The sequence below is a fragment of the Paenibacillus vini genome (assembly GCF_018403325.1).
Classification (GTDB): domain Bacteria; phylum Bacillota; class Bacilli; order Paenibacillales; family Paenibacillaceae; genus Fontibacillus; species Fontibacillus vini.
Genome location: NZ_BOSL01000003.1, coordinates 203,403 through 222,889, shown reverse-complemented (window position 1 = coordinate 222,889; position 19,487 = coordinate 203,403). Strand labels below are relative to the sequence as shown.

The window sequence follows — 19,487 nt, the reverse complement described above, 5'->3', positions numbered from 1 at the left end:
ATGAACAATTGATTTTGAAAAACAAACCATAGAGGACTTTTTGGGTCTTATTTTATCAAAATCAGTATTTTCCTCGTTAATAAGATCCTTCCGGGGCCTTATTTGTCTTAAACATGCTTGAAGTGGGCTATCCAGGTCTCAGTTTGCAAAATAAGACCCTAAAAGCACCTTATTTCTCCTGTAAAGCTTATATTCTCTCAAATAGCGCCCCTAAAGTCCCTTTTTTCTCATTCCGATCAACATGGACTGAATCACTTTTGCAATCCTATTTCATTTGCCAATCTCTCTGCATACGCATCAAGACGCGTTTCGATCAATTCGGCGGTCAGTCCTTGAAAGCCAAGATCTTCCCAACCTTTATATACCCCGGGAGGACCCGGCAGTACCTCAATCAAGGTAAGTATGTCCCAATAAGGATCCGCTGCCTCTATCACGCTTCCAGGAGAAGCCAGATAAGCTTCCATAAAAGCATCCGCCGTTTCCACTCCGTACAGTTGAACCAAATTCAATCGGCAATGACCGGTATCGATCCCTGCAGGACCTTGGCATGCATTTACCCAATCCACGACGCCGCTCACGCGGTCCTGCAGCCAAAGCACATTGGCCGGGTGATAGTCCCGATGAATGAGACGAGGCACATAATTGGGGGCCGGTCTCTTAACGCGCTCAATCAGCTTGGCCCAAGCGGAAGGAGTAGTCGTCCATGCAGGTACCTGAAGATCTTCTATTTTATTATAAGTAAAATAGTTCCATACTATCGGTTCATTCATCGAAGCCTGATTACCATGCAAGGCGGCTGCCGCTTCAGCCAGTCCCCGAATCCAGCTCTCTGAGGGACTCGCTGGCAAAACTACCTTACCCGGGAGACGGCTCATCAGCACCATCGGCAATCCGCACCGCTCGCCAGTCGGATCTGCGGCAATCCACTCCGGAGAAGGTATTCCGGCCGATTTCGCGGCCTGCAATGCTGCCGTTTCATGCTCGGCCAGATCCGGCTCAGCCTGAAGCCAGACTTTGTCCGTAAATTGACGCAGTACCCAATTCAGGTGCTCTTTATCGTCAGCCAATGAAATTTCCAATGCATACACCGCAGAAGAAATTCCCCCTTGCATCGGCATCACTTGCTCCACTCTGGCCAATTTTCCGGTCCGTCTACCCGCTTGCTCCTCAACCCAAGTAAGTACCGACTGCGGCAGTAGCTGCCCTTCCGCTCTAACGTTTATTTCCATACAACAGCCTCCCTTCTTTGGACAACCGCGTATTTTTCCCGTAAAGCTGTATTTGTAAACACAATAATGATATACTCCATAATAACATGTCACTGCCTGTAACGCGGCAAAAGATGCGGCGCATAAGTACCAGCCCCACTTTCACCGCTTCGCAACAAAGAACAGGCAGCGAAAGGCAGCAGCCGCATTAGGAGGATAACCATGTCACGTCGATTTGTAATCGAGGCCGTGATGGTGGCGATTTACGGTGAATTGCTGGTGCCTTCAGCACCTGTCGAATATATTGTCCCTTACACCACCGTCATGGAGCTCTATGAATTTCAAAACAGTCCGGAACCGCTTATGAACGATCCCTCGGACGACCTGCACGTCAAGAACAAGATCAACGAACTGATCTCTTATCTGGAAGAACCGCTGAACCGGAAGAAGCTGGAACGGGCGCTTGCCGTCCCTTGGTCAAAGAGTCCTGCTATTCTGTTTGGCGACAATATCTCCTGGATCGTCATCAACTCGGTTGACAATGAACAGTACGGCGAATTGCTCGATCCTATCGAAACCGAAATCGTGCTTGCCGCGCAGCGGGAGAACGCCCCTATTTTAACAGACCAGCTAGAGCTGATCCGCCGGATCATCGCCGCCGAAGCCCCGGTTCAGGTATTTGATATCGGAGATTTCGACTTTGCGATGGAGGACAGCATTTTCTCATAAACAGCATTATTACAAAAGATAAGCACAGGGTACAGAAGAAATTCTGCATCCTGTGCTTCTTCAATTCCGGCTATTCTTTTTGCAGGGTATAGGTATTAAACTCCCCCTGAGGTGCAGTATTAAAATAATTCGTACCGTTCACCTCATACCGGATCGCGTAGGTGATCCCGCCGCCCCCGTCTTTTACGCCCTTTATTTGGACCTCGCCAACTGCCGGAACGGTTAATACCCTCGGTTTATGCTTGATCATAAACGCATCGCCTACGGGCGCTCCGTTTACTAGCACCTGAACGTAATCGCCGTCTTCCGCAGCATAATCCCAGACCCAGATTTTCGTATCCGCGTTTAGCGACTTATGCGTAATCGTATAATCCTGTTTGCCGATGTTCTTGTCCTCCTTCAGCAGTACCGCACCGGCGAGCAGCGATGTGGAGGTCCGATCGGCCAGCGCTTTCACGGCAGCATCGGACGTATCTACGGATTGGCTGGAGAACATATAAACGATCATAACAATAAAAAATGCAGCGATGGAAAACGCGCCGAACCGCTTATAGGACGATCCGTTCTTGTTCCGGTCGCCACCAGCCTTCGGAGTGACAGGCTGCTCCGGTCCGGAATCCCCGGCAAACGGCAGCATTTCTCCCGATTGCTGCCGGGTCGTATCGGCGTCCGCCGTCCGCTGCTGAGCTTGCTCACGCTTTTCAACCTCACCACGTTCACGATCGTGCCGATAATGTTCGCTCATTTGCCATCCCTCCCGTTAAAGCGGCTCTTTTCCGGTGAAAATAAAGACTCATTAAAATCCGGCATAATATAATCTGGACCACCATCACTATGGTCCACACCATATGTCTGCTGTCGCTCTGCACTTCGTATCCAAAATTCAGTATCAGCAATGCCACGCTCACGATGATCGTATTGATGAGCATTATTTTTACGTAGGGAAACATCCAGGGCAACTTGTCATACATCTTGCGGAACGCCGGAATCATCAGAGATAAGCCGATAAACAATCCAAACAATGCCGTCAAGAATACGCCCGTGTTCGGGACTGCAAACCCGGATTCCATTACGGTTCCCATATCCGAGAGCGTCATAATCGGAACCAGAAACAGCATGGGAAGCAGCCAGGTCATAACCGCCAAAAAATAAATCCACGCCGCGATGGTACCCAATACAGATTTCCAACTACGCATAATGTGCTATACCTCCTCAATATCGGCAGCATCGATGACTACCAGCTCTTCTTTATAGATTTCCGGCTTGGCGGTCAAACGGAGCGCCTGGCGGTTGACCGAGCGTTCGGCCACATTTCGGACATATCGTCCGTTGCCGAAGGATTCTTGAGTTACAGCATGTTCAAATACCCGGTACAGCTTCTCTCTTGCTTCGTTGCTGAGAACGAAGCTGCCTGAAGAATAAAAACCATCCGCGATGACCATAAGCTCATCGGGCGAGTAATCCGGAAATTCGATAATGTTCGGAAAGCGGGATTTCAAGCCCGGATTGGTCGCCAAAAACTCCATCATCTCTTCTCCGTAACCGGCCAAGATCACGACAAGCCGCTCCCTGTGATCGTCCATCAATTTTACCAGGGTATCGATCGCTTCCCGGCCGTAATCCTGTTCATTCCCCTTCGCAAGCGCATAAGCTTCATCAATGAACAGTACACCGTCCAATGCCTCGTTGACCACATGCGTAGTTTTTAACGCCGTATGTCCCACATAGCCCGCTACCAGGCCGGAGCGGTCGGTCTCGACCAGCTTGCTTGTTTTGACGATTCCCATGTGATAGAGCACATGTGCAATTGTCCGTGCCATCATCGTTTTTCCCGTGCCGGGATTCCCCATGAAAATCATATGGAAGGTTTGCGGCTGTTCTTTTCCAAGGCCCAGCTTTTTGCGTTCATTCTCCATCTTCAACCTTGCGTGCAGACTCCGCACATAGTCTTTGACCTCATCCAGCCCTACGATCCCGGAGAGCGATTGTTCAAGATCAAAACCGGTGTCGCTCGTCTTCTCCGGTTGAATGTCCGTCTCGATAATTTCCGTCAATCCCTGTACGGTAACGTCGTCCTGATCGGCGACCCTTGCCGATTGGTTCCGCATGATGTTCTCAATCCGGTTACGAACCATTCTGGCATTCCCGGTATGCGCGGAGGCTGCCTTCCTAGCTGCCATCAATTGATCATACAGCATCGTTTTGGCCGGTTCCGTCAGGGTAAAGCCTTTCTCGGCGATCATTTTCAAAGCGATCCGGTAAAGTTCATCGCCGCTGTAATCAGGAAACTCAATGGTCAAAGGGAATCTGGAGGCGAGACCCGAATTGGATTTCATAAAATCCGTCATTTCCTTGTTGTACCCGGCCAAAATAACGACGATTTCACCCCGGTAATCCTCAATCAGCTTCACCAGGGTATCGATCGCCTCTTTCCCATACCCGCTTCCGTTATCTTTCAATGTATAAGCTTCATCAATAAATAACACGCCGCCCAACGCGCTGCGGAATACCTCTTCGGTCTTTTTTGGCGTATGCCCGGCATATTCCGCGACAAGTCCGTTGCGGTCCGTCTCCACCAGATGACCCTGCTTCAGCAGCCCCATTTCTCTAACCATATTCGCGACAACTCGTGCCATTGTCGTTTTGCCAGTTCCCGGATTACCCGTGAATACCATATTCAGCGATTGGGAGGAATCGACCGTGATTCCTGCCTGCTTTCTTTTTTCATTAGCCAGCAAAAGTTTATACTGAATGCGGAGAAAATCCTTAACTTCTTCCAAGCCGATAATTTCGGACAACGACTGCTCCAGATCAAACACCGTTTTGTCTGCAAATCGGAAATCCTCGGGGCAGAGAAGATCCATTTCGGGGTTTGCAGCTTGTGCAATCCTCTTGCCCTGCTCCAAAATGGCCCTTTCAATCACATTTCGGACCAGCCGGCCATTGCCGCCGTCATTCCTTCCCTTGATCTGGCTCTTCTCAAATAGTTCAAGCAGCTGCCCTTGGCATGACTCGCTAATACGGTATCCCTTGGAAGCCGCCGTTATTTCCGCGATCGCAGCCATTTCTTCAGCCGTGTAATCCTCGAATTCGATCTGTACCGGGAACCTTGATTTCAGCCCGCTGTTTGTTTTGAGGAAACGCTCCATTTCATCACGATATCCGGCCAGAATAACGACGAGATCATCCCTGTGATCCTCCATCGCCTTGACCAGTGTATCAACGGCTTCCTGTCCGTAAGTATCATGCTTATCCCTGCACAGCGCATAGGCTTCATCTATAAAAAGAACGCCGCCCAACGCGGCTTGAATCACGTCATTCGTCTGCTTGGCCGTTTGTCCGGTATATTGTCCGACCAGGTCCGCCCTGCTGACTTCCCGCAGTTGGCCTGTCGACAACACTCCGATCGCCTTAAGATATTTTGCGACGATTCTGGCAATGGTCGTTTTGCCCGTACCGGGATTCCCCGTAAATATCATATGCCTCGTAATGGATGACGATAAGAAGCCCGCCTCTTCCCGCATATGCTGGACCTTTCCGTGGTTTTCCAGGCTATACACATATTCTTTGACCTTATCCAGACCGACCACGGCGTTTAATTCTTTGCGGACTTCGTCGATTTGCGCGTTCGTTTTGTCCGGAAACCACTCGGACTCCGACAGATCCACCGTTGTAATCACAGCGGCTCCTGTGTTTAAACGAACCAGCGGCCGTCCCGCGACATAATCAAGACTAGCCTCCGTCATTGGGGGCAGCGGATTTCTTAATTTGTAATCGGATAAAGCTTTATATATAAAATTGAATATGTACTCCTCGATCGCTCTGATTCCTGTCGTTTTTTTGTACCGGGAACTGCAGCAAGCGACGAAATTGTCGGTAAAAACCACGCGGAGCGACAGCTGATTCTTGCAGCGCAATTCCATATCCCGCAGCAGCTTTAACGTTATAGCACGAATATCCTGCTCCGAATAATCCTCAAACCGGATCAAGTCCCCTACGACTTCCATCACTTTCGGGCTCCACGCCTCTTCAATCCGGCTCTTGGAGCTGCCCGTAACAAACACGAAAAATTTCCCGTTCGCGGACAGCTCACTGACCGAGTTATGGGCCAGCACCCCGGTCGCCTCCACGAGGACGTTGTTCTGCATCGCGTACCGTGCGCCTAATTGGTATTTCCCTTGTACGATCAGTCCTGAGAGAACATCAATAAAAGCCTTGTGAGCCAATTCGAAACGCTCTACGATGACAACATCGGAGTTGGTATACATCGCCTTATATAAGTCGGAGAGGAAGAGCCCCTTGTCGGACAACGCAGGATATAACCCAAGGTCGATCCGGGACGGGACTTCATAGCTGAGCAGCTTCTGCTCCTTCAGAGCAGCAACGGTCGTGTGCACCAGCGTATGCTTCCCCATGCTTTCCCCGCCGATAAGAAACAGCGTATTTCTCGGTTTATCTCCGTCAAACCCGCTCACAAACGGCCTTTTCATTGCAATAAACAAATGCTCCACCGCCGGTCGCTGCCCGATAAACTGCCGGAGGACATCCTCTTTGGCGAGCGCAATACTCTTATCCAGTGAGGTAGCCGTTACAGTATCCCGGATTGTTCCGCTGTAAGGAATTTTATCGTTCCCGCCGCCTGAGGCGGCCGCTTCCGCTTCGTTACGCATTCCCGGATCCGCCGAGGACCCCGGTATGGATGCGATCGGCTTCACGGAACTTGATTCTGGTGTCGATTTCTTCGCTATAAACCCATATTTACGAACCGATTCGATAATCTGATATTCAGGAAAAATAAATTTCAGAATCTGCCTGATGTCCAACGATAAGCCCCCGTTCAGTAACAACGAATAGTAAATACCCAATCTCTCTTTTTCGTCATGGAAGGTATGGAACCCTCTGAGAATTAAGATAAAATTTAGAAAATTAGGGCTTAAGATATAGAATTCTTTTTTCCATTATAAAAAAGCAAAAGACCGTCCCACGATCCGGGTACGGCCTATTGCATTAGAAAACACTTATTTTTCTGCCTCAATTCTCATATTCATAATCAATATCATCTTCGGCAGCATTATAAACAACCTTCAGCTTATGACCGTCCAAGTACCATTGGTCATGCTCTTCCATAAAAAACGTGATTCCCTCCACCGTGGAGGAAAGGCCCGGAAACACCGGTTCTTCGACCTGAATTCCCAATGAGAAGCCGGGGTGAATCTTACCTCCCGCGCTGTATCTGGCGAATAGCCGCACGGTCTGTCCTTCTTCTAAGCTCAGCTCTTTTTTAAACCAGTTGGCGGCGTCTCTCGATATTTCGATCATGTGTAATCCCTCCTATACTCTCTTCATTTTAGACCAAACCGGCATTTTTGCAAAAAAATAAATTGACACCTTTACAAAACGGGTGTTAAAATCTCAAACATACGAGATCAGCAATTGAATTTATTACCATTAACTAAGAAAGGGTGACGACGGTGTTTAAGATGTTTAATCAGAGCGCATTTGATCATGCGACATACACACAACTGAATACCGAAGTAACCCGACCGGCTTTGAAAGCGTTCTGATCCGACCTTTCGTGGCCAATGAGCATCTGGGAAAGCAGCTTTTTCATTCTTGGCGGCGGTTACTTCGAATTGAAGTAGCGTACGCATTCATATGTTCTGAATTATTAAGGCATATCGTTTTCGGACGATGTGCCTTTTTTGCTGTTTTTTCGGCTTCACGGGTTATTTCGGAATAGAAAAAGGAGGAAACCTCACTATGTTTGCAGTGCTTAAAAATTTGGGATGGTTCTTTAAAAGGGAAAAGAGGCGCTACGTGATCGGCCTTGTCCTGCTGATTTTGGCGGGAGTCCTGGAACTTGCCCCACCCAGGCTGCTCGGTAAAGCCATTGACAACATTGCCACTGGCACCGTTACCTGGTCATCATTGACCACCTACATTCTGCTCATCATCGCGGTGCTCGCTATTATTTACCTGATAACGTACATATGGATGCATAAATTGTTCGGTGGCTCCAACCTGGTAGAGCGCCTGCTCCGCACCCGCTTTATGAACCATCTTCTTGGCATGACTCCGCCGTTCTTCGAGCGTAGCCGTACCGGGGACTTAATGGCCCGGGCAACGAACGATCTTCGTTCCGTAGCCGGGACGGTCGGGTTCGGTATGCTGACGCTGACCGACTCCACCGCCTACCTTTCGGTTATTTTTATCGCCATGAGCACGCTGATCAGCTGGAAGCTGACTTTGGCCGCGATCATTCCTCTCCCTTTTATCGCCCTGGCGATGAAAATTTACGGAAAGATCATTCATGAGCGATACACCCTCGCACAAGACGCGTTCGGAGACATGAACGATCAGGTGCTGGAATCCGTGGCCGGTATTCGCGTAATCCGTGCCTATGTTCAGGAACGGAATGATGAGAAACGGTTTGCGGACATCACGAATGACGTGTATAAAAAGAACCTGGCGGTGGCCAAAGTGGATGCCTACTTTGAACCGACCATCCGCCTGTTCGTAGGACTCAGCTATGCGATCGGATTGACTTATGGCATTTATCTCGTATTTCATAATGAATTGACCCTGGGCGATCTCGTATCTTTCAATATGTACCTGGGGATGATGATCTGGCCGATGTTCGCCATCGGTGAACTGATCAATGTAATGCAGCGCGGCGGCGCCTCGCTGGACCGCGTAAACGAAACGCTGAATGTTCGGCCCGATGTACAGGATCCCGAGCATCCGGTCGAAGTGGCTGTACCGGAGAGCATTGAATTCAAGGATGTAACCTTCCGGTATCCTACCTCGACGATCAACAATCTGGAGAATATCGACCTGTCGATCCAGCGCGGCGAAACGCTAGGTATCGTCGGCAGAACCGGCAGCGGGAAGTCGACGCTATTGAAACAATTGCTGCACGAATATCCGTCCGGTACCGGAGAACTGGTCATTTCAGGTGTACCGATCGGCCAAATCACATTGAACCGCCTTCATGGCTGGATCGGCTACGTTCCGCAAGAACAAGTCTTGTTCTCCAAAACGGTGCGGCAGAACATCCAATTCGGACGCTCCGGCGCATCGGATGATGTCATTATGGAAGCGATTCGCACCGCTGCCTTCGACCAGGATCTAGGCACCCTGTCCGACGGACTGGATACGCTCGTCGGCGAGAAGGGCGTCGCCCTCTCGGGCGGACAGAAGCAGCGCGTCTCGCTGGCGAGAGCCTTTATCGCCGATCCCGACATCCTGATTCTCGACGACGCCTTGTCCGCGGTCGATGCCCGGACGGAAGCCCGGATCATCGAGAATATCCGGAGCAAACGCTCCGGCAAAACAACCCTGATCTCCACCCACCGCTTGTCGGCGATCGAACATGCCGACTGGATCGTGGTGCTGGAAAAAGGGCGAATTATCGAGCAAGGTACTCATGAAGAACTGCTTCAGCAGAACGGATGGTACCGCGAACAATACGAACGCCAGCAGGTCGAATCGAACCTGACTGACGGGGAGGTGTCCTAAGATGCACACCCATACGGGAAAATCACTGTTCAAATACGCCTTAACGGCGAAAAATACATTTATTCTGGCGCTCATCATGCTGGCGATCGGCGTAGCCGCCGAACTGGCCGGGCCGTTTATCGCCCGGACGATGATCGACGATCATATGCTGGCGATCGAGAAGCCTTTTTTTGAAACAGCGGCTGCCGGCGACAAAACCGTTTCTTATGACGGTCGCTACTACAAACGCGGCGACCGGTTTGCAGATGGAGAAGCACGCGGGCCAGAAGCCCGTGTGCTGCAGGTCGGCAAGTCATTTGTCTTCGTAAACGCTGCCGTAGCCGAAATATCAGGCGATCGCAGCTTCAAGGACGGCGTGCTGACCTTCAACCATAACGGCAAGGTCACCGAATACCCGGCTCAAAAGCTGACAGCTTCCGAGGTATTTGCTTTTTACAAACCCGAGGTTCCGGGAATATTCACTTTGGTCAGCTGGTATTTCGTTTTCTTGGCGATCTCGATCATCATGGAATTCGGAAAAACCTACTGGCTCCAATCCTCGGCCAACAAAGTTATTCAGAAGCTGCGGATGGATGTGTACGCGCATATTCAGCGCCTGCCGGTTCATTTCTTCGACAACCTGCCGGCAGGTAAAGTCGTCTCCCGGGTCACGAACGATACGGAGGCGGTCAAGGATTTGTTTATCGCCGTCCTATCCAACTTCTTCTCGGGCATCATCAATATGCTGGGAGTCTATGTAGCTCTATTCTTACTGGATGTCAGACTCGGCCTGATCTGTCTATTCGTTGTACCGATCATCTGGCTGTGGGTGGTGCTGTACCGGAAGTTTGCGACCAAATACAATACGATCATCCGCTCCCGGCTGAGTGAGATTAATGCCATCATCAACGAATCGATTCAAGGCATGTCGATCATCCGGATCTTCCGCCGCGAAGCGCAGACCAAGGAAGAGTTCGAAAACCTGAACGACGATTACATGAAGCATCAGAATAAAATGCTGAATTTGAACGCATTTACATCGCACAACCTGGTTAATGTAATTCGCAGCTTCTCCTTCGCCGTCGTACTTTGGTACTTCGGATCTGCGCAGCTGACAGGCGCGGGCATCATCTCCCTCGGTGTGCTGTATGCTTTCGTCGACGTGCTCGGCCGGCTGTTCCAGCCGATTACCGGGATGGTCAACCAGCTTGCGGCTCTGGACTCGTCCCTCGTATCCGCCGGACGCGTATTCACGCTCATGGATGAACCGGGCGAACCCGTAACCGACGGATCTATGCCGCGCTACAAAGGTAATGTGGAATTTAAAAACGTCTCCTTCGCCTACAAGCGCGATTACGTGTTGAAGAACATTTCCTTCGAAGCGAAGCAAGGCCAAACCGTGGCCCTGGTCGGTCATACCGGTTCAGGCAAAAGTTCGATCATCAACCTGCTGTTCCGGTTCTATGATCCTCAAAAAGGAATCATCACGATCGACGGTCAACCTGTAATCGACTTGCCGAAGCAGTGGATCCGCCAACATATGGGGATCGTGCTGCAAGACCCTTACCTTTTTACCGGCACGATTGCTTCGAACGTGAGCCTGGGCGACGAGCGCATTTCACGCGAGACGGTCCAGAAAGCTTTAGAGGATGTAGGCGCAATGCGGATTCTATCGCATCTGCCTAAAGGGCTGGATGAGCCGGTCGTGGAAAAAGGCAGCACCCTGTCCGCAGGCGAACGCCAGCTGATCTCGTTTGCCAGGGCGCTCGCCTTCGATCCGGCGATCCTCATTCTCGATGAAGCTACCGCCAACATCGATACGGAAACCGAGGCACTGATTCAATCCGCGCTCGAAGTGCTCAAACGCGGGCGGACGACATTTATTATCGCCCACCGTTTGTCCACGATCCGCGGGGCGGATCAGATCCTCGTCCTGCACCGCGGCGAAATTGTCGAACGCGGCACCCACGAGGAATTGCTGGCGCTCGGCGGACGCTATTATCAAATGTACCGGCTTCAGCTTGGGGCTGCTGCCGAAGCACCGGAAGCAACCGGCATAGCAATGCAGCCGGCCGTAAATCGCATATAATTTACAAACCCAGTCGGAGATGAGGCCTAGAAGCCTCTCTTCAGCTGGGTTTTTATTTGTCTATCAATAATATCACTGCGAAACAAGAACGTTTGTTCTATGATTCGCTTGTATTTCCATTTTAATTGAAGGTGAGGAGTTAGTATGATCCAGAGAATATCTACTCCGTTCAGTTATTCCTCGGCGGTAGCTGCCGGAGACTATGTATTCATCGGACTGCATCGCGGTTTTGGCGACACGTTCGAGGAACAGATCCGGGATGTATTTGTTCATTTAAAGAACACTCTTGAGCAATGCGATACTTCGTTGGATCAGATCGTCCAAGTTTCAGTCCATTTGAAGCATATTGAGAATTTGCCGGCAATGGAACAAATTTTCTGCGATTATTTTGCACAAGATCAATATCCCGCAAGAATGACCGACACCACGGAGTTTTTTGATAAGGATTGCTTGCTAATGATCGAGGGGATTGCCTACAATCCCGGTTTGACAACGTCGCGCCATACATAATTACAAGAAAGAAGCCGCTCTGCGAGTCTTCAACTAAACTCGCAGAGCGGCTTTCCTTTATTTTGCTTGTTATTTCAACTGCTCAATCTCAACGGTATACTGATTTGATACATAGGTTTCAGTCTTGGAATCCGTAATGACCTGAGGATACATCATATCCGGGTCCGGAGACAGCAATTCATAATATACGATCGCTTTGTTCTGCTTCGTGAATTCTACCTTGGCCACCCGAATCCCATATCCGGGATGAGGCTGCTGATACCGGGTCAAAGTCACCTTGTTGACCTGATCGTTGATCCGCTCCACGCTAACTGACACGTTTTGGCGGTTTTTTTCTTCGTTTTCTTTAAATTCCTTCACATACTCGGCCGCATTGTAGACCATTCTGGCCGCCTCGATGCGAGTCAGCGGGGAAGTCGGATAGAACTTTCCTTTATCATCCAGCTCGGTAATTTTCATCAGAAGCAATCTTTGAATACTGCCCGAGTAGAGAACATTTCCCTGATCCGCATCCTTTACGTCGATATACATTTTGATCATCGGATAGTTCCCGGTTGAAGATATCGCCTGATCCAGAATATAAGCGAACTGTTCCTTCGAAATTTCGCCGTTCCATTTGAATTTGTCAGGCAGCTTGATTCCGCGGTCTTCTAATGCTTTTTGAGCTGAGTAATACCATGAATTTTTACCGTGGTGCTTATTTGAATTCTTCTTACCTTCTTTCCCTTCCAACCCGAGTGCCTGGACGATCATATAAACGCCTTGAGCTCCGGTCAGCTTGCCTTTGGGAACGAACTTGTCTTTGGAAATACCTTGGATTACACCTTTTTGTTGCAGCGACTCAGTAATTTTTGCATCCTGTCCGTGGACATCGTTAAAAGCCGATGCCGATGAAGCAAGCAGCAAAGAGCCGGACAAGACCAAAGCGGCCACTGCGTTCAGCTTATTCTTTTTCATGTGGAATCACCTCTGCCCCCTAGACGCAGGAATTATAAGAAAGGTTGCATATTTTTTCCTTATAAATTAAATATACAGGCTGGATAATATCCTCACCCTCCGGCGGACGCTTCGCCGTCATCAGCTTCAGATTGAAGCCAGGTTAGCCAGCCGTTGGCCTCCAGGACCTCCAAATATTTGCTCAAACGGGGATGCAGCGGCTCCGCTTCGGCACCAAATTTTCGTTTGATGTTCGATGCGATTTCGGCAACGGTATACTGTCCATTGCAATGAGATACCACGCTGCTTCCGAGCTCATCCAAATGAACCTTTATCCAGGCTGGCTGTTTCAAATAACGGATGGATTGCCGCTCCAGCCAGCTGGTTCTCGGCAACAACAGTGTTACTTTTCCCTCATCGTCTTCTACTGTATCGAGATGAGGACGGAGCAATGGAATCATTTCAAGTAAATTACTGACCGGACGTTTAGTTCTTCGACCCATTACATCATCCTCCTAACTTTTTTGAGTAATCCCGTCTTTGCTGCGAAGCGAAATCACCGTTAGCAGGATCGTTACAGCCAGGAACACGATAAATGGAAGCAGGTGATTCTGTACGGCCAATGTACCGGGAACCTGAACACCCGCCCAAATCAGAATCGCAATAATGACACCGACCAGAGATTCTCCAGCAATTAAGCCGGAAGCCAGCAGCGTTCCTGTCTCGATCCGGCTCTTCAGCAAGCCTTCGTTACGACGGGATACGAATTCTACGAACCACCGTACTAAACCGCCGACCATAATCGGAGTGCTGACATGAACCGGCAAATAAATGCCCACAGCCACAGTCAACGAATTCAACCCAAGAAATTCAAATACAATCGCTGCGGCAACCCCGATAAAAATCAGATCCCAAGGCAGATTCTCGGACATGATTCCTTCTACAATCAGCCGCATCAACACGGCTTTTGGGGCGGGCAGCTGCTCCGAACCTAAGCCATAAGATGCATTTAGCACATTCAAAATAAACCCGATGACCAGACCGGATACAAGCACGCCGATCATCATGGCAACCTGCTGCTTCCATGGTGTGCCACCGACCAGATAACCGGTTTTGAGATCCTGCGAGATGTCTCCAGCTACCGCTAGAGCCACGCAAACGATCGCGCCTACGGTAAGAGCCGTCACCATACCGGCGGTTCCCGATACGCCTGTGAGCTTATACAGGACGGTCACGATTAGCAAGGTGGCGATGGTCATCCCGGAGACGGGAGAAGACGAACTGCCGACTAGTCCGACAATCCGTGAAGCGACCGTAACGAATAGAAATCCGAACAAGGCGATGGCTACGGCGCCTAATATCCCGACTTTCGTAATCGGGTCAAACGCCAGCAAAATGATGAGTACAAGAATGAGCGCAAATACCCATTTGGCCGGAATATCCCGGTTAGTCCGGTCCAGGGTTACCTTCTCGTCACCGCGTGTTGCTAAGCCCCGCAAGGTGGCTGCCAACGAGCTGAATAGCATCGGCAGGGTCTTCACCAGCGTGATTAACCCTCCTGCGGCTACCGCACCGGCTCCGATATATCGAATGTAATCGCCCCAAATTCCCCAAGCGTCAAGTTGGCTGATCGGGGTTTGTGAGGGAGCGATCGATCCCGTGGCTCCAGCCCCGAAGAAACCGATCATTGGAATAAGCACCAGCCAGGCCAAAATCCCTCCTGCCAGCATTTGTCCGGCAATGCGCGGGCCGATAATATACCCGACACCCAGTAAGGCGGGATAAGTATCCATGCCGATTACTGCATTTTTAAATTTGAATACCGCTGTCTCGATCTCGGTTCGAAACAACTTCAATCCGTCTCCTAGCGCTTTCACCAGTCCTCCGACGCCAAACCCGAGCATCACCATGCGGGCGCTACGTCCCCCCGTCTCACCGGAAACCAGCACCTCGGCGCAGGCGGTTCCTTCCGGATAAGGCAGGGTCTCATGTTCCTTAACGATCAGCAGACGGCGCAGCGGCACCATCATGGCCACCCCGAGAAACCCGCCGACCAGCACGATGAAGCTGATCATTTGCTGACCCGGATTCAAGTCCCACATATACAACGCCGGAATCGTAAAAATTGCGCCTGCAGCTACGGCCTCTCCGGCTGTAGTCATCGTTTGGACGATATTGTTCTCCAGTATCGACTTTCTACGGAACAAACCGCGGAGCACCGCCAGAGAAATTACGGCTGCCGGAATCGAGGCGCTGACCGTCAAACCGATTTTCAGTCCCAAATAAGCGTTAGCCGCCGCAAACACGACCGCTAGCACAATCCCCAAACTGATCGCCACTGCAGTTAATTCGGGCAGGGTTCGGGATGCGGAGATGTAAGGTACGAATGCTGCTGAGGAATCGGTTGGTTTTTTCTCCATGGCGAAATCTCCCTTCACTGTGAAAAAGCAGTAATATAATACCCGATCCCCATCTTTTATAAACGAAAAGCCCGGATTCGCCTCCCTGAAAGGATAGGAAAATCCGGGCTTTCCAGCTGTCATGATCCAGCCTTTTAAGCGGCAGTATTCATTTTACGGCAAATCTCGGCGCAACGCCGGCAAGCCTCCGCACATGCTTTGCAATGCTCATGCTCATGCTTTTCACATTCCTCTGCACAAGCATCGCACGCTTTCGCGCACAGTTCGCAAATTTCCATCGCAAACGGCGTATTCCGGGACAAAGCCTCGGCAGCGAAAGCGCAAATGTCGGCGCACTCCCGGTCCAAACGGATGCAATCTCTCAACATTGCCAGTTCATATTCTTTAAGACTGGATACATAGCAGTAATTACATGCATTCATACATTGGAGACAAGCATCGATGCATTCACGGTATTTTTCTTGGATCATAGTTCAAATAACCTCCCGATGATGAGTTGCAAGTGTAAACACGCTCATTTATGTATTACCTTTATCGCGAGATCCTGAAACGGATAGGAAATAATACCCTGTCTGTTGTTGGTTAGTCCGATTGCCCGGCTTCTTTCTCCATTGCTTTCAATTGTTTGGCCAGCGCCACCTTGTCAAAGTGTTCGCCGATGAACACCGCCACATTCGGAACGTCGCCCTGCGGGGTAATTTTGAGGTAATCGGCTTCCCGGTACGCATATTGAAACAAAAACCGGCTCGACGTATCGGAAAATTGTAATATTCCCTTGCCTCTGTAAATTTCCCGGGGCAGGTCCTTAATAAATTGTTCAAACTCCACACTGTCTACCGGACCGGAAAAATAATGGGTATAGACGGTCACATGTTCATGAGATGCATGCGAGTGTACGTCATGGTCATGGTGGTGGTCATGTTTTTTAGGAAGATCATGATCCTCCTCTTTTCCGGATACATGATCATGAACATGCTCAATCCGCGTACCGTTCTCCAGCAAAGATGGCAAGTCAACTTCGCATTTAACGGCCGGAATGATGCGGGCAAAAGGATTCAACCGGGTAAGCAGATCCTTCATTTCCTGCTGCTGCCCGGGCTCGATCCGGTCGATTTTGTTCAGAATCAAGTCCGAACCGCAGCGGATTTGATCCAGCATCAGACGGTACGTCTTTCCCTGCTGCGACGAATAGAGCTCTGCCAGATGGGCTGCGTCAACGACTGTAATCATGGGACGGATGTCCAGCTTCAAGTAAAGGGAAGATTCCGTGACCGCATCAAAAATCTCCATCGGGTTGGCTGCTCCCGTCGCCTCAATTACGACCAGATCCGGCTGATCCCCCTTGATCAGTTCGTATAACTGCATACTCAAATCTCCCCGGATCGTACAACAGATGCATCCGCCAAGCATTTCGGCCATAGGCACCTCCTCATCGACGAGCTGGCCGTCCAGATTGACCTCTCCGATCTCATTCATAATGACCGCCGGCTTCAATCCGAGATCCTTCCAGTATGCAATCAGCCGCTGAAGCAAAGTCGTTTTACCGCTTCCTAGAAAACCGGACAAAATATATACCGGTGTCATTTCACTTTTTTCTTTGTCAATGTCTCTTTCCATTTTGCATTCCTCCGTCAATCCATCCTCTTTCCATGAAAGCGAGTTTACACCAAGCCGCCGGTTCATGCAACTTTCATGACGGCCTGGGCAGAAATAGATGTCCCTGCACCAGACCGAAGTGAACGTTTTTAGCGGTTTGTGGTAAAGTATATATACCGATCCTACATCCAGAAAGGATATGAGCGAAATGAAATCCGTTGATGAGCATCGCAGCGAAGCGCCTCAGGAAGTGGCCTGCATGGTAGTGACTGTATCCGATACGCGGATTGTAGAGAATGATACGAGCGGCCAGTTGATGCAGGAACTCCTTAATGCGCATGGTTATAAAGTTGTCAGATACACGATCGTGAAGGACGAATATGACGGCATCCGTCAATTGTTGCGCGAAGCGGTATCCAGCCGGGAAATCGAAGCCGTGCTGCTTACCGGTGGTACGGGGATTGCCCCGCGCGATACAACTTACGAAGCTGTTCGAAGCCTGCTGAATAAAGAGCTTCCTGGGTTCGGAGAAATATTCCGTTATTTAAGCTACACCGAGGATATCGGTCCTGCCGCCATTTTAAGCAGAGCCATCGCCGGAACGATCGGAAATATGGCCGTATTCTCAATGCCGGGTTCGCAAGGGGCCGTAAAGCTGGCCATGGAAAAAATCATCTTGCCCGAGCTGCGGCATGTCATGCGGGAAATTTATAAAAAATAAAGGTAATGCCAGGTCAAATAACTTCAGCAACTAAAAAAATCCCTCTTCCATGGGTAACATTCATTCCTTGGAAGAGGGATTTTATTTATTAGCGATTGGGCTGCAAGTTCATTCCGTCCAGCACTGATTTAAACACAGCTTTAATGTCCTCGCTGTATTTGCTTTTTTGAATACCGCTTGAAGCATAAACAAGCGCGGCGTTGCCCTTCTCGGAAATTACGGATGTCTCGGAAGCCGCAGCGGCTTTAGTCGATCCATTAATGGCTCCATACATTTCACCGATTTCCCGGACCCGGTCGCTTTCGCTCGGATAAACATGTACGATCACAAAATGACGAGCATCGCCGTTAATGAAATAACTGTAGCTGATATTGCCGTCAAGGCCTTCCGCATACGTTTCATGCGTAAGCCGGATGCTTCGTTTGGAGCTTTCCGCTTTTAATGCTTTGAGAAGCGCGGTATTCAGCGTAGTGCCGCTGTTCAATTGGCGTTGGTTACCTTCCGCATAACTTTTCATATTATACATATCCAATTCATCCTTGGCCATCCGCTTTCCGCCCTCACTGCAGCCTGCAGTGAGAGTCAGCGCCAGCAATGATCCCAGGCCTATCGCCCACCATCTCATAGCTATCCCTTCCTTTTCAAGGTTGGCTTCGCATCCTTCGATGGTGTTAGAATACCTCTTCGGCGACCATTTTATACCAAGGCCAGCAAATAACCGCGAACCGCTATGGCAACAGTGAGATCACTTGGCGGCCTTCCGCTTTACCGCCCAATACGGTAGCTAATGCCTCCGGTAGCCGGTCAAGCTCATATACCGTAATCCAATCTGCAAGTGCCGTTTCCGGTTTCCACACTCCGGCCAACTGCTCCCACAGCTTCAGTCGCAGCTTCATCGGGCAGAGCACGGAATCGATGCCAAGCAGGTTGACGCCCCGCAAAATGAACGGATAAACCGTGGCATCGAAGTTTCCTCCGGCAGCCATGCCGGACAGAGCGACCGAACCGCCATAACGTACGCTCTTCAGCAAATCGCCGGTAACGGCCCCGCCAACGGGATCGACAACGGCGGCCCACTGCTCTTTGCCGAGCGCTCCTTTCGCACCGGACTCCGCTTCCGTCCGGTTAAGCACCCGGCTTGCGCCGAGCGCCAGCAGCTTGTCCGTCAGTCCGGACTTGCCGGTCACGGCGACCGTTTCAAAGCCGAGCTTGCTCAGGATCGAAACCGCCATGCTGCCGACGCCGCCGGTCGCCCCTGCGACTAGCACCGGACCGCTATCCGGTGCCAGTCCATTCGCCAACAGGCGCTCCACCGACAAGGCTGCCGTAAAGCCGGCTGTACCGATGCCCATCGCCTCCAGCGGCGACAAGCCCTTCGGCAGCGGAACAAGCCAATCCGCCGGAACACGGGCGAACTCGGCGAACCCGCCTTCGTGGCTGACGCCAAGCCCATAACCCGTACACAGCACAAAGTCGCCGATACGGAACCGTTCGTCCCGGGAGTCCGTCACCACGCCTGCCAGATCAATTCCGGGAATGAACGGATACTGCCTTACTATTTTTCCGTCAGGAATCGATGCCAAACCATCCTTGTAGTTGACACTGGAATAATGGACACGAACAACAACGTCTCCTTCCGGCAGGTCTTCCAAGGTAATTGACTCCGTTCCCGACCGGAATCCCGATTCATCCTTATGCACGCGAAATGCCCGAAATTGCTCCATGTTGACTTCCTCCTCAGGTGGTAAGTACGGTATCTGGTATTGCCGTAAAGAATATTT

17 protein-coding genes are annotated in these 19,487 nt (G+C 50.4%); 5 read left to right on the top strand and 12 right to left on the bottom strand.

Features of this window, described 5'->3' with window-relative positions; genetic code table 11:
* Positions 1-251 precede the first annotated feature (251 nt).
* Positions 252-1,229, bottom strand: coding sequence for an aminoglycoside phosphotransferase family protein (locus tag KJS57_RS06800; protein ID WP_213654175.1), 978 nt, complete (start codon positions 1,227-1,229; stop codon positions 252-254).
* 201 nt (positions 1,230-1,430) lie between these two features.
* Between KJS57_RS06800 and KJS57_RS06795 the strand changes: the two genes are divergently transcribed.
* Complete coding sequence (locus KJS57_RS06795; protein WP_211021447.1) at positions 1,431-1,937, top strand: ADP-heptose synthase; 507 nt, start codon at positions 1,431-1,433, stop codon at positions 1,935-1,937.
* A gap of 70 nt (positions 1,938-2,007) precedes the next feature.
* Here KJS57_RS06795 and KJS57_RS06790 read toward each other — a convergent pair whose 3' ends face one another.
* From KJS57_RS06790 to KJS57_RS06775, 4 genes are all read right to left on the bottom strand, one after another.
* Positions 2,008-2,682 (bottom strand): hypothetical protein, encoded by a 675-nt coding sequence (locus KJS57_RS06790; RefSeq protein ID WP_213654174.1) that lies wholly within the window; start codon positions 2,680-2,682, stop codon positions 2,008-2,010.
* Positions 2,654-3,133 carry a hypothetical protein gene (locus tag KJS57_RS06785; RefSeq protein WP_213654173.1) on the bottom strand — a complete coding sequence of 160 codons (480 nt, stop codon included), beginning with the start codon at positions 3,131-3,133 and terminating at the stop codon, positions 2,654-2,656. Before KJS57_RS06785 ends, KJS57_RS06790 begins: the two co-directional genes overlap by 29 nt.
* Positions 3,134-3,139: 6 nt before the next feature.
* Positions 3,140-6,760, bottom strand: a complete 3,621-nt coding sequence (locus KJS57_RS06780) for an AAA family ATPase (RefSeq protein WP_213654172.1) — start codon at positions 6,758-6,760, stop codon at positions 3,140-3,142.
* 208 nt (positions 6,761-6,968) lie between these two features.
* Entirely contained in the window at positions 6,969-7,256 is a 288-nt protein-coding gene (locus KJS57_RS06775; RefSeq protein ID WP_211021443.1) for a HesB/YadR/YfhF family protein, read from the bottom strand.
* A 441-nt stretch (positions 7,257-7,697) separates the two neighbouring features.
* Between KJS57_RS06775 and KJS57_RS06770 the strand changes: the two genes are divergently transcribed.
* The 3 genes from KJS57_RS06770 (at position 7,698) to KJS57_RS06760 (ending at position 12,033) form a co-directional block, all read left to right on the top strand.
* The gene (locus tag KJS57_RS06770) at positions 7,698-9,455 is read left to right on the top strand and encodes an ABC transporter ATP-binding protein (RefSeq protein WP_211021442.1); all 1,758 of its coding nucleotides are present in this window, start codon (positions 7,698-7,700) and stop codon (positions 9,453-9,455) included.
* Between the two features lies 1 nt (position 9,456).
* Entirely contained in the window at positions 9,457-11,523 is a 2,067-nt protein-coding gene (locus KJS57_RS06765) for an ABC transporter ATP-binding protein (protein WP_213654171.1), read from the top strand.
* 144 nt (positions 11,524-11,667) lie between these two features.
* Positions 11,668-12,033 carry a RidA family protein gene (locus KJS57_RS06760; RefSeq protein WP_213654170.1) on the top strand — a complete coding sequence of 122 codons (366 nt, stop codon included), beginning with the start codon at positions 11,668-11,670 and terminating at the stop codon, positions 12,031-12,033.
* Positions 12,034-12,102: 69 nt separating this feature from the next.
* On the opposite strand, the gene KJS57_RS06755 is transcribed toward KJS57_RS06760, so the two are convergent.
* The 5 genes from KJS57_RS06755 to KJS57_RS06735 form a co-directional block, all read right to left on the bottom strand.
* Positions 12,103-12,990 carry a protease complex subunit PrcB family protein gene (locus tag KJS57_RS06755; protein WP_211021439.1) on the bottom strand — a complete coding sequence of 296 codons (888 nt, stop codon included), beginning with the start codon at positions 12,988-12,990 and terminating at the stop codon, positions 12,103-12,105.
* A 92-nt stretch (positions 12,991-13,082) separates the two neighbouring features.
* Positions 13,083-13,472 carry a PqqD family protein gene (locus tag KJS57_RS06750; protein ID WP_244861429.1) on the bottom strand — a complete coding sequence of 130 codons (390 nt, stop codon included), beginning with the start codon at positions 13,470-13,472 and terminating at the stop codon, positions 13,083-13,085.
* 12 nt (positions 13,473-13,484) lie between these two features.
* Complete coding sequence (locus KJS57_RS06745; protein ID WP_213654169.1) at positions 13,485-15,389, bottom strand: OPT family oligopeptide transporter; 1,905 nt, start codon at positions 15,387-15,389, stop codon at positions 13,485-13,487.
* Positions 15,390-15,523: 134 nt separating this feature from the next.
* Positions 15,524-15,859, bottom strand: coding sequence for a four-helix bundle copper-binding protein (locus KJS57_RS06740; protein ID WP_211021437.1), 336 nt, complete (start codon positions 15,857-15,859; stop codon positions 15,524-15,526).
* A gap of 112 nt (positions 15,860-15,971) precedes the next feature.
* Positions 15,972-17,006, bottom strand: a complete 1,035-nt coding sequence (locus KJS57_RS06735) for a CobW family GTP-binding protein (protein WP_244861428.1) — start codon at positions 17,004-17,006, stop codon at positions 15,972-15,974.
* A 187-nt stretch (positions 17,007-17,193) separates the two neighbouring features.
* Here KJS57_RS06735 and KJS57_RS06730 point away from each other — a divergent pair, with 187 nt between their 5' ends.
* Positions 17,194-17,706: a MogA/MoaB family molybdenum cofactor biosynthesis protein gene (locus KJS57_RS06730; protein WP_213654168.1), complete on the top strand. Its 513-nt coding sequence runs from the start codon at positions 17,194-17,196 to the stop codon at positions 17,704-17,706.
* An 88-nt stretch (positions 17,707-17,794) separates the two neighbouring features.
* Here the strand turns inward: KJS57_RS06730 and KJS57_RS06725 are convergent, their stop codons facing one another.
* Positions 17,795-18,331: a hypothetical protein gene (locus tag KJS57_RS06725; protein ID WP_211021435.1), complete on the bottom strand. Its 537-nt coding sequence runs from the start codon at positions 18,329-18,331 to the stop codon at positions 17,795-17,797.
* 103 nt (positions 18,332-18,434) lie between these two features.
* Positions 18,435-19,430, bottom strand: a complete 996-nt coding sequence (locus KJS57_RS06720) for an acrylyl-CoA reductase family protein (RefSeq protein WP_213654167.1) — start codon at positions 19,428-19,430, stop codon at positions 18,435-18,437.
* Positions 19,431-19,487 lie beyond the last annotated feature (57 nt).

Excerpts from the sequence above, each read along its gene's own strand:
- KJS57_RS06800 (WP_213654175.1), bottom strand. The coding sequence starts at position 1,229 with ATGGAAATAAACGTTAGAGCGGAAGGGCAGCTACTGCCGCAGTCGGTA.
- KJS57_RS06795 (WP_211021447.1), top strand. The coding sequence starts at position 1,431 with ATGTCACGTCGATTTGTAATCGAGGCCGTGATGGTGGCGATTTACGGT.
- KJS57_RS06790 (WP_213654174.1), bottom strand. The coding sequence starts at position 2,682 with ATGAGCGAACATTATCGGCACGATCGTGAACGTGGTGAGGTTGAAAAG.
- KJS57_RS06785 (WP_213654173.1), bottom strand. The coding sequence starts at position 3,133 with ATGCGTAGTTGGAAATCTGTATTGGGTACCATCGCGGCGTGGATTTAT.
- KJS57_RS06775 (WP_211021443.1), bottom strand. The coding sequence starts at position 7,256 with ATGATCGAAATATCGAGAGACGCCGCCAACTGGTTTAAAAAAGAGCTG.
- KJS57_RS06770 (WP_211021442.1), top strand. The coding sequence starts at position 7,698 with ATGTTTGCAGTGCTTAAAAATTTGGGATGGTTCTTTAAAAGGGAAAAG.
- KJS57_RS06765 (WP_213654171.1), top strand. The coding sequence starts at position 9,457 with ATGCACACCCATACGGGAAAATCACTGTTCAAATACGCCTTAACGGCG.
- KJS57_RS06760 (WP_213654170.1), top strand. The coding sequence starts at position 11,668 with ATGATCCAGAGAATATCTACTCCGTTCAGTTATTCCTCGGCGGTAGCT.
- KJS57_RS06755 (WP_211021439.1), bottom strand. The coding sequence starts at position 12,990 with ATGAAAAAGAATAAGCTGAACGCAGTGGCCGCTTTGGTCTTGTCCGGC.
- KJS57_RS06750 (WP_244861429.1), bottom strand. The coding sequence starts at position 13,472 with ATGGGTCGAAGAACTAAACGTCCGGTCAGTAATTTACTTGAAATGATT.
- KJS57_RS06745 (WP_213654169.1), bottom strand. The coding sequence starts at position 15,389 with ATGGAGAAAAAACCAACCGATTCCTCAGCAGCATTCGTACCTTACATC.
- KJS57_RS06740 (WP_211021437.1), bottom strand. The coding sequence starts at position 15,859 with ATGATCCAAGAAAAATACCGTGAATGCATCGATGCTTGTCTCCAATGT.
- KJS57_RS06735 (WP_244861428.1), bottom strand. The coding sequence starts at position 17,006 with ATGGAAAGAGACATTGACAAAGAAAAAAGTGAAATGACACCGGTATAT.
- KJS57_RS06730 (WP_213654168.1), top strand. The coding sequence starts at position 17,194 with ATGAAATCCGTTGATGAGCATCGCAGCGAAGCGCCTCAGGAAGTGGCC.
- KJS57_RS06725 (WP_211021435.1), bottom strand. The coding sequence starts at position 18,331 with ATGAGATGGTGGGCGATAGGCCTGGGATCATTGCTGGCGCTGACTCTC.
- KJS57_RS06720 (WP_213654167.1), bottom strand. The coding sequence starts at position 19,430 with ATGGAGCAATTTCGGGCATTTCGCGTGCATAAGGATGAATCGGGATTC.